This window comes from Clostridioides sp. ZZV15-6383 (genome assembly GCF_020657735.1).
Classification (GTDB): domain Bacteria; phylum Bacillota; class Clostridia; order Peptostreptococcales; family Peptostreptococcaceae; genus Clostridioides; species Clostridioides difficile_D.
The window spans coordinates 1-9163 of the sequence record NZ_JAGWCV010000086.1; the positions used below are offsets into that span (position 1 = coordinate 1).

Genomic DNA, 9163 nt, shown 5'->3' on the forward strand with positions numbered 1-9163 from the left:
CTATTATAAGATTAGCAGGAGATTAATTTATTGTCATATTTTCTAGCAAAGTTGGCAAAAACTATGTTTATTCGCAACTAGAAACCGTAAAAAAATTTTAAAAGTATTTTATTTAATATAAGTATTTTACATTATAAATATGTATTTATATAAGATATCAGCATTAAAAGCTGAAGCATGTATTGTTTCAGTTCTTTTTCGTTAAAATTAACCTATTTAATAAAAATATCATAGTTCAACAAAGTTTTTAATTTAAATATATTAATGTATAATATAATTAAGATATAATAACAAAAAGAGAGGAGGAATATCATGAGCATACTCCTAAAAAAAGCACCCAAATTAGCAAAACATATTATAACAAGTTTTTATATAAATAGAGATATTGATGAAGTATTAAAGTACCTTTCACAAGATGTCACATGGATTGGCCCAGGAGAACAGGAATTTCTCACTTCCTTTAATGAAATTAAAAATTATTTTTATGCAGGTCAAGATGAAATTCCTTCCTGTGATATAAGTAATGACATATTTGAAATTGTAAGTGAATATAAAAATAGATGTATGGTATTAGGAAAATATACTGTTCGTACTAAAGAAAATGAGCAAATGATTTTAGAGGCAAATCAGCGTTGTACATTTGAGATAATTGAAGATAGAGAAAAATTATTAGTAAAACACATGCATATATCAAACCCTTATGGTGAAATGCAACTTGATGAATACTTTCCTACTAAAATTGGAACACAAAGTTATGACTATCTACAAAGATTACTAAAGGAAAAAACAGAAGTTATCGAGATGATTACGAATAATATTAATGGTGGATTAAAAGGTAGCAATGATGATGATACATACTCGTTTTTCTATGTTAATGAAGGATTGCCCAAAATATTAGGATATACATATGATGAGTTCATGGAAATGAGTGGTGGTTCAGCAGTAGGTGCTGTATATCCACCAGATTTACCTAAAGCACTGGAAGACTGTGAACGATGCTTTGCAAAGGGACCTACATATTCATCTGAATATAGAATACGAAAAAAAGATGGAACATTAATGTGGGTATTAGATTCTGGCATGAAATCATTAAATAGTGATGGCATAGTAAAAATTAATAGTATTATTACTGACATCACTCAACTAAAAAACATAGAATCTGAACTAAAATTAGAGAGGGAACGATATCGTATTGCTTTACAAAATATTACAGACATAATGTTTGAATATGATATTGAAAATGACAACTTTATAAAGTATCAACGTGTAGAAATTGATAAAAAAATTGAATTAGAAAATTTTGAAACAAAAAATTATTCTAAGATGCTAGAATCTGGAAAAATCATTCACCTTGATGATATTGGAAAATTATTAGAAATACTTCGTGGAAATCTTAGAGAAACAATTGAGATACGACAGCTAAATTCATTAACTAAAGATGAATGGAGATGGATTCGTGTTCAATGTTCAGTTATCTATGATAGTGACCACAATCCAATCAAAACAATAGGTGTTTTAAAAGATATAACTGAAGATAAATCTAAATTAGAAAGCTTAATTAATCAAGCTCAACGCGACCCGCTAACACAATTATATAATCAAAGGGTCTCACAAAATTTTATCCAAGAGTACCTATGCAGTTCTAAAGCCCAAAATAATGATGCTCTATTAGTTATTGATATTGATGATTTTAAAACTGTAAATGATACTTTTGGACATTTAGAGGGAAATGATGTTTTAGTTGCTGTATCAAAAGTACTATTACATAACACACAGGATAAAGATATAGTTGCTCGCATTGGTGGAGATGAATTTATGATATTTATAAAATCACTAACAAAAGATTTAATAATAAAAACCACTAATGATATTTTAAATGATGCAAGTAAAATAAGAATAAAAGATAGACACAAAATAACATTAAGCATTGGTGTTGCTTTTGCTAGTGATTCAACTAGATTGTATAAAGATTTATTTTCTAAAGCTGATAAAGCTCTGTATTTATCAAAAGCACATGGTAAAAATTGTTATAGTATATGCGAATAATAAAGCTGTTTATATGGAAAAGAATGAACCTTTAAACTCAAGTTCAGAGTTTGACAATCAAAGTAGTGTTACTGTTGAAGCTAATCTTATAACTGGTCAATTAGTTACTAGAGAAAATTTAGACAAGATATTTATTGATACTGCTCATTTTTCTAAAAAATAAGCTTATGTAAAAAATTAAACTTTTATGTATAAGATACTAATGATAAACATGTTGTTACAAACATTCATCATTAGTATGTTACATCTTAAAACAAAATAATAATTTATCTATATAAAAAAGTGGTTTGTTGACAGGGTTCACTTTTTTATATAGATACATAGTTTAAATATGAATACAGGTTTTATTCTATACATTTTAGTTAATATAAAACTAATACAGGAGATTATAATACATTTACATACCACATAGTTAATATAAAACTAAAAGGGGTCGGCGTTGGAATAGATGTAGAAACGCATTTACATGCCACATAGTTAATATAAAACCAACAATTGCAACTAGTACTTTGCTCGTAACATGGAAATTTACATACCACATAGTTAATATAAAACCTATATAATAACTAAAACTTACAGTAGTTTTTACAATATTTACATACCACATAGTTAATATAAAACCCATCTACACTAGTGATAGCACACAATCTAAGAAGCAATTTACATACCACATAGTTAATATAAAACATGCAAGACAAGGCATAACAGGAACTAGTCTAGGTGGATTTACATACCACATAGTTAATATAAAACATTTAATTTTCTGTGCTTATACTCATACTCAAAAAGATTTACATACCACATAGTTAATATAAAACTTTCCTAATGCAAAACCTAATGCGTAACCAATCTTCGCATTTACATACCACATAGTTAATATAAAACTACATTTTAACGCTGACCATACGACATTAAATAAAAATTTACATACCACATAGTTAATATAAAACTGTGAGATTTGAAAAAAATAATAATTTGATGGATTTTATTTACATACCACATAGTTAATATAAAACAGTGAAACCCACCCTAGGGCATGTGGTGACCTACCCGATTTACATACCACATAGTTAATATAAAACAAAATTATCCATACTTATCACCTCCCTTCGTAGCGTATTTACATACCACATAGTTAATATAAAACCAAGAGTCTTTGGCAAGTGGTGGTACACAGTATCAAGGATTTACATACCACATAGTTAATATAAAACTCGTAACAACCGGAGCAGCCGCAGCAACTCCAGCAGTATTTACATACCACATAGTTAATATAAAACATTTTCGTAAGAACTTCGCCACACATCAGCATTTCCAATTTACATACCACATAGTTAATATAAAACCCCAAAATAAATTTAGCATTTCCAATGATTACACATATACAACGTTCTTAAAATTGCAGTGAGCGGGCAATAGTGCAATTGATAACACTTATCACACACTCTCAATGCCTTACATTTCAACTGTTAAGCCATATTTTATCACAAATATCGCTCACTGCAAAACTTCTATAATTTTATTATATCATAAATATATTATTTTTGAATATTTATACCAATTTGTGGTATAATAAAAGCAAGGAGATAAAATTTACTTTGTAAAAGGTGAATCTCTCTAATTGATTAGAATTTAAAAGTTATTTCTTTAAATCACCCTTATTGGCGTTTGGGTGATTTTTTATTTTGTCATATTTGGCGTTTATATGAGAAAATCACCCTTAGCTTTTCAATTTTATTTTCCTTGCTAAAAATATTATAGCATATATATTTACATATTTTACCTATTATATTACTTTTTTGCACATACATATAGATATTTCTGTATACATCTACTATCATCAAATAATATTTATAATTTAGATTTGATATAATAAAATCATGATTATTTAATATGTTTTAAACACTAAGAATGCTTATAAAGGGAGTGTACATATGAATATCAAATCAGCTGTTATAAGAAAAAAAGGGGAAATTTTATGTATATGTGGAGTATATAAAAGAAACAACTGGCAAAAAGAAACAAAAAAATAATTCAACTTCTAAGTTTTATACAAACAGGAAGCTCAATTATTATTAGAAAAGTCGAAAAATACTCCTATAGGTATACCAATTTTTTTGATGCTAACCTTAGATTGCGTTTTGGTGAAGCTGTATCACTTAGATGGTCAGATGTAGACCTTGATAAAAAAATCATACATGTAAATCAAACATTAGTTTATGTAGGCAACAAAATAAGTTAAAATTACAGAGTATATTGAAAAATGAATTCGATTTGATATGCTTAAATAAAAGATTCAACCCGTGGGTTCAACCAACTTTTGTTGCTCCTTTTAAAAAACTATTAAGAGATAATAATCTTAGAGATATAAAACATAATAGGATGTACTTATAAAATACTTGAAATCACTATTATTTAATAAAATTTATAATTATTTACTATTTGCTGTTGACATTGGTATTATACCATAGTTTATCATTTATATTATAAATAAAATTATTAATTAATAGTTTCATAATTTTATAATAGATTTACAAGGAGTGGTAATAAATGGATACAAAAATATCTATGAATGAAAACATGAGTCTAGGTAAAAGGTTTTTTAAATACCTAGCACCATCTGTAGTTGCAATGTGGGTTTTCTCACTATACACAATGGTTGATGGAATATTTGTAAGTAAAGGAGTTGGAGAATTAGCTTTAGCTGCTGTCAATATATCAATGCCTTTTATTAATTTTATATTTGCAGTTTCTCTGTTATTTTCAACTGGTGCATCCACTATAATTGCAATTTATCTAGGTAAGAAAGATATTAAGTCTGCAAATGAAGTCTTTTCATTTAACTTAGTGTCAATAATTATATTATCAATAATTATATTAGCTATAACTTTTTTTAATTTAGATAAATTAGCACTATTTTTAGGAGCTACAGAATCTACAATTGGCATGGTTAAAGATTATTTAGGAATAATAATATTTTTTAATGGCTTTTTTATAGTATCTTACTCTTTAGAAGTTATAATAAAAACTGATGGCTTCCCAATATTAGCTACTGTTGGTGTAATAATATCTGCTCTTACAAACATCCTACTTGATTACTTATTTGTAATTAAATTTGGATGGGGTGTAAAAGGTGCTGGTATTGCAACTGGTTTATCTCAAGTCTTTTCTACTATTTTCTTCTTAATACACTTTTTAAGAAAAAACTCTACTTTAAATTTTTCAAAATTTAGAGTTGATTTCAAGACACTTAGAAAAATTGTATTTATAGGTTTTCCTGATTCAACGACTGAGTTAAGTTGTGGTATAGTTGTCTTACTTTTTAATTTGAGTCTTACTAAATATATTGGAGAAAATGCTCTTATTTATTATAGTGTCATAAATTATATAAATACACTAGTACTTATGACTATGATGGGTATAACTCAAGGTATGCAACCACTTACTAGTTTTTATTATGGTGCAGGAAACATAGATAATGTAAAAAAATTATTAAAGATGGGTATAAAAGCCACAATAATAGCATCAATTGCTGTATTTGCAATTTGTATGGCTTTTTCAGAACCAATAGTTTCGTTATTTATACATCCAGAAGAAACAATACTATTCAATGAAGGAATTCGTGTATTTAAAATATTCTCTATATCTTTCTTACTAGTGGGAATTAATGTAATAATTTCTGGATTCTTTGTTTCAGTAGAAAAACCATCAATTTCTACTGTTATATCTCTTGGCAGAGGACTCGTAATAGTTGTCTTAAGTCTAATTTCAATGATACTAATATTTGGTGGTCAAGGAATATGGATGACTACTATTGTTTCCGAATTTATATGTCTTATTTTGTCAATAGTTTTTCTAAAAAAGAATTTTTCTACATTAGACTCTAATCTAAATAAGGTTGCTTAGATAGTAGAAGTAATAGTACGTAAAATATATAAATAAAAAATACCTATTATACAATCTTGCAAATAGTAGACCTTTGCAAAAACTAGGATTATATAATAGGTATTTTATTTATGTAATTATTTTATTTCTAAATATCCATAGCCATTTTTTATTAAAGTTCCTTTTACTTCATATTCTACAGGTTTTTTAAATATTGGACCATCCACCACAAATGTATGATATTCTCCATGCTCTCCACATGGGTCTGCACCTGCATCTTTTATCTTTTTCACAAGTTCTCTAGTCAACTTTTCCCCTAAGAATTCCTCTCCTAGATGCTTTAAGTTTACTTTTGTTACAACACTACAAAATCCACTGTCTATAAATTCATATACTAAGTTCTCTCTACTCTCTTGCCATAATGGTAAATTTACCTTCATACCAACTGCATCACATCTATCAGTATCCCATTTTCTATGACTTTCTATGTCTATATCTCCATATGCACATATTGTTGCTCCCATGTTTTTAGCTTTTATTAAAGCTCTCTCAAAACTCTCTTCATATCCTTCTACTCCACATTCAGCAACTAATAAAGGTAATCCTATATTGCTACTTACTTGTTTAAGCATATTATATTCTAAATTATGTGTCCATGATTTTCCATGTTCTTCACTTATAGTTATCAAGAGTGCCACAGGCTTATATCCTTTTTTCAACATTCGATTTAATGCTAATATACTATCCTTACCACCACTAAATGACATTACAAATTTTTCATCAGCCAATTCTAACACCTCTTTCACCTAACTTTGTTTTATTACTATAATTATACCAAACTTCTGAGTTATATAGCAAATTATACTGCTTTAAATGGTTAATTTACTATAAAGAATGTCCCTAATATTAAAAGTATAACCCCTATGTATTTGTATAAATGCATTGTTTCTTGTCCCAAAATCACGCTATCAATAAAAAAACCAACTAGAACTTGAGATACAAGTGTTAGTATAAGTGTATTTGATACTCCTAAATTTGGAATTGCTTTTACTGTAAAATATATTATTAGCCCACCAAATACACCTCCTAGCAATAGCTTATAATTAAAACCATTTATAGACACTAAATACTTTAAGTCCCCTGTAACTGTTATACTTACCAAAAAAAATATTGCTCCTACAGCTAAACTTATAAAAGTGGCTACTAGTGCTGTTGTACTTTTCCCTAGCTCTCCATTTATAAAAGCTTCAAGAGCAGTAGACCCACCTGCTAATAATGCAAATATTATTGCCCATAATTTTGTCATGGACAAACCTCCTCCTATATAATTCTATTAATAGAAGTTTATGATACAACCTATTAATTAATTACTAAGTATAGTTTAATTTTTATACACTGTGACTTTATTTGGATATGAATTTCTGTTATAATTGTTCTATTGATTTTGGAGGTGATTTTATGTACACAAATTTTAATATCGATTTTAATAACTTTAATAAAAAAGAAAATGCTACTAAATTTATGCTAATGGGAGTATTGCTTGTTATATTAGGATTATTGTGCCTTACATTTAAGACATTAGGTATAAGATTGATTTCTTGGACTTTTGGTATTGCACTTTTATTCTTTGCATACTTAAACCTTAAGAATATCAACGAACTAAAAAGATATGCAACTAAAGAAGAAATCAAACCCTCCACTAATGTCCAATGGATCCTAATAATTGTATGTATATTACTTTTTGTATTTCCTCAAAAAATACAAAGCATATTTTCATTATTTTTAGGATTTTATTTAATCTTTAATCAACTAGTGGCACTTGTAAATAGTAAGAATAATCCTTACTCTAAATTTACAACTTGGAATATAATTAAGACTTTATTTGGTATATGCCTTATATTATCTCCTCTTTTTCTATCTAGATTTATAGTATCGATAATGTCCTTTTTTATAATATTATTTGGACTAGTTCTATTCTTCTCTGGAAATAATGCAAGAAAATATTAAATATTTTCTTGCATTATTTTTATATTACTTAAAATAGAATTTGTTTAAGTTATCTATTTATGGTAATATGTTTTTTGTACAAGTTCAGTGTACAATTTTATTAGAAATAGGTGATTACTTTGGATAAATTTAAATATGCTTTTGATAATAAAAGATATCATACTTGGAATTACTATCTTAGAAATACTTTTGGAGAAAAAGTTTTTAAGGTATCTATAAATGCAGGATTTACTTGCCCAAACATTGATGGAAGTCTTGGTTATGGCGGATGCACCTATTGTAGTAAAGAAGGCTCAGGTGACTTTGCTGGAAATCCTAAAGACAATCTTATTAGTCAATTTTATAATATAAGAGAAATGATGTTAAAAAAATGGCCCTATGCAAAATATATTGGCTACTTTCAAGCCTATACAAATACGTATGCTCCCCTTGAAGTTTTAAAAGAAAAATATGAGACTATATTAGAGCTTAAGGATGTCATAGGTCTTTCAATATCTACAAGACCTGACTGTTTGCCAGATGATGTTGTAGAATACTTATCTGAACTAAATAAAAGAACTAACTTATGGGTTGAACTTGGACTTCAAACAATTCATGATTCCACATCTAAAATTATAAATAGAGGTCATGATTATAAAACATTTGTTGAAGGTGTTGAAAAATTAAAGTCTAAAAATATAAAGGTTGTTGTACACATTATAAATGGTCTTCCTGGTGAAGATTATAATATGATGATGAAAACAGCAAAGGCAGTTGGTAAAATGGGTGTAGATGGTATAAAAATCCATCTATTGCATGTTATAAAAGATACTCCTATGGAAAAGATGTTACAAAATGGTATGTTAACTCTTATGGAACAAGATGAATATATCAATCTTGTCTGTGACCAATTAGAAATACTTCCTGAAACTATGATAATCCATAGACTTACTGGTGATGGTAAAAGAGATGAACTAGTTGGTCCTATATGGAGCCTAAAAAAATGGGAGATTTTAAATCAAATTGATGATACTTTGAAAGCTCGAAATTCTTATCAAGGTTGTAAGTTTGTTTAATACTAAATAACTATTACAGATAAAACAATATATATAAAATAATGGGGCTGTCGCAGGAGCAAATTAAATTTGTTCTGTGAGAGCTCTTTTTTACTTACCTTAATAGGTATATTTTTAATTATTTTATATAAAGTTTATGTTGTAAGTAAAATTATGCATGACAAATAAAG

7 protein-coding genes and 1 CRISPR repeat array are annotated in these 9163 nt (G+C 27.6%); of the genes, 5 read left to right on the forward strand and 2 right to left on the reverse strand.

The window, feature by feature from the left end:
- Window positions 1–312: 312 nt before the first annotated feature.
- The 3 genes from KGF42_RS18010 to KGF42_RS18020 all read left to right on the forward strand — a co-directional run bounded on the left by KGF42_RS18010 (window position 313) and on the right by KGF42_RS18020 (window position 5952).
- Complete coding sequence (locus KGF42_RS18010; RefSeq protein WP_227823539.1) at window positions 313–2046, forward strand: sensor domain-containing diguanylate cyclase; 1734 nt, start codon at window positions 313–315, stop codon at window positions 2044–2046.
- Between the two features lie 13 nt (window positions 2047–2059).
- Entirely contained in the window at window positions 2060–2209 is a 150-nt protein-coding gene (locus KGF42_RS18015; protein ID WP_227823538.1) for a hypothetical protein, read from the forward strand.
- Between the two features lie 232 nt (window positions 2210–2441).
- A CRISPR array of direct repeats spans window positions 2442–3392; the repeat unit is 29 nt; unit sequence ATTTACATACCACATAGTTAATATAAAAC.
- 1204 nt (window positions 3393–4596) lie between these two features.
- Window positions 4597–5952, forward strand: a complete 1356-nt coding sequence (locus tag KGF42_RS18020; protein WP_227821623.1) for an MATE family efflux transporter — start codon at window positions 4597–4599, stop codon at window positions 5950–5952.
- A gap of 116 nt (window positions 5953–6068) precedes the next feature.
- Here KGF42_RS18020 and KGF42_RS18025 read toward each other — a convergent pair whose 3' ends face one another.
- Complete coding sequence (locus KGF42_RS18025; protein ID WP_413927044.1) at window positions 6069–6728, reverse strand: diphthine--ammonia ligase; 660 nt, start codon at window positions 6726–6728, stop codon at window positions 6069–6071.
- A gap of 80 nt (window positions 6729–6808) precedes the next feature.
- The gene (locus KGF42_RS18030) at window positions 6809–7237 is read right to left on the reverse strand and encodes a DMT family transporter (protein WP_054273399.1); all 429 of its coding nucleotides are present in this window, start codon (window positions 7235–7237) and stop codon (window positions 6809–6811) included.
- A gap of 152 nt (window positions 7238–7389) precedes the next feature.
- Between KGF42_RS18030 and KGF42_RS18035 the strand changes: the two genes are divergently transcribed.
- Window positions 7390–7938 (forward strand): DUF308 domain-containing protein, encoded by a 549-nt coding sequence (locus KGF42_RS18035; protein ID WP_079740007.1) that lies wholly within the window; start codon window positions 7390–7392, stop codon window positions 7936–7938.
- 119 nt (window positions 7939–8057) lie between these two features.
- Window positions 8058–8993 carry a TIGR01212 family radical SAM protein gene (locus tag KGF42_RS18040; protein ID WP_227826816.1) on the forward strand — a complete coding sequence of 312 codons (936 nt, stop codon included), beginning with the start codon at window positions 8058–8060 and terminating at the stop codon, window positions 8991–8993.
- Window positions 8994–9163 lie beyond the last annotated feature (170 nt).

Bases quoted from the DNA above. Each gene is read 5' to 3' on its own strand.
- KGF42_RS18030 (WP_054273399.1), bottom strand. From the start codon at position 7,237: ATGACAAAATTATGGGCAATAATATTTGCATTATTAGCAGGTGGGTCT.
- KGF42_RS18035 (WP_079740007.1), top strand. From the start codon at position 7,390: ATGTACACAAATTTTAATATCGATTTTAATAACTTTAATAAAAAAGAA.
- KGF42_RS18010 (WP_227823539.1), top strand. From the start codon at position 313: ATGAGCATACTCCTAAAAAAAGCACCCAAATTAGCAAAACATATTATA.
- KGF42_RS18015 (WP_227823538.1), top strand. From the start codon at position 2,060: ATGGAAAAGAATGAACCTTTAAACTCAAGTTCAGAGTTTGACAATCAA.
- KGF42_RS18020 (WP_227821623.1), top strand. From the start codon at position 4,597: ATGGATACAAAAATATCTATGAATGAAAACATGAGTCTAGGTAAAAGG.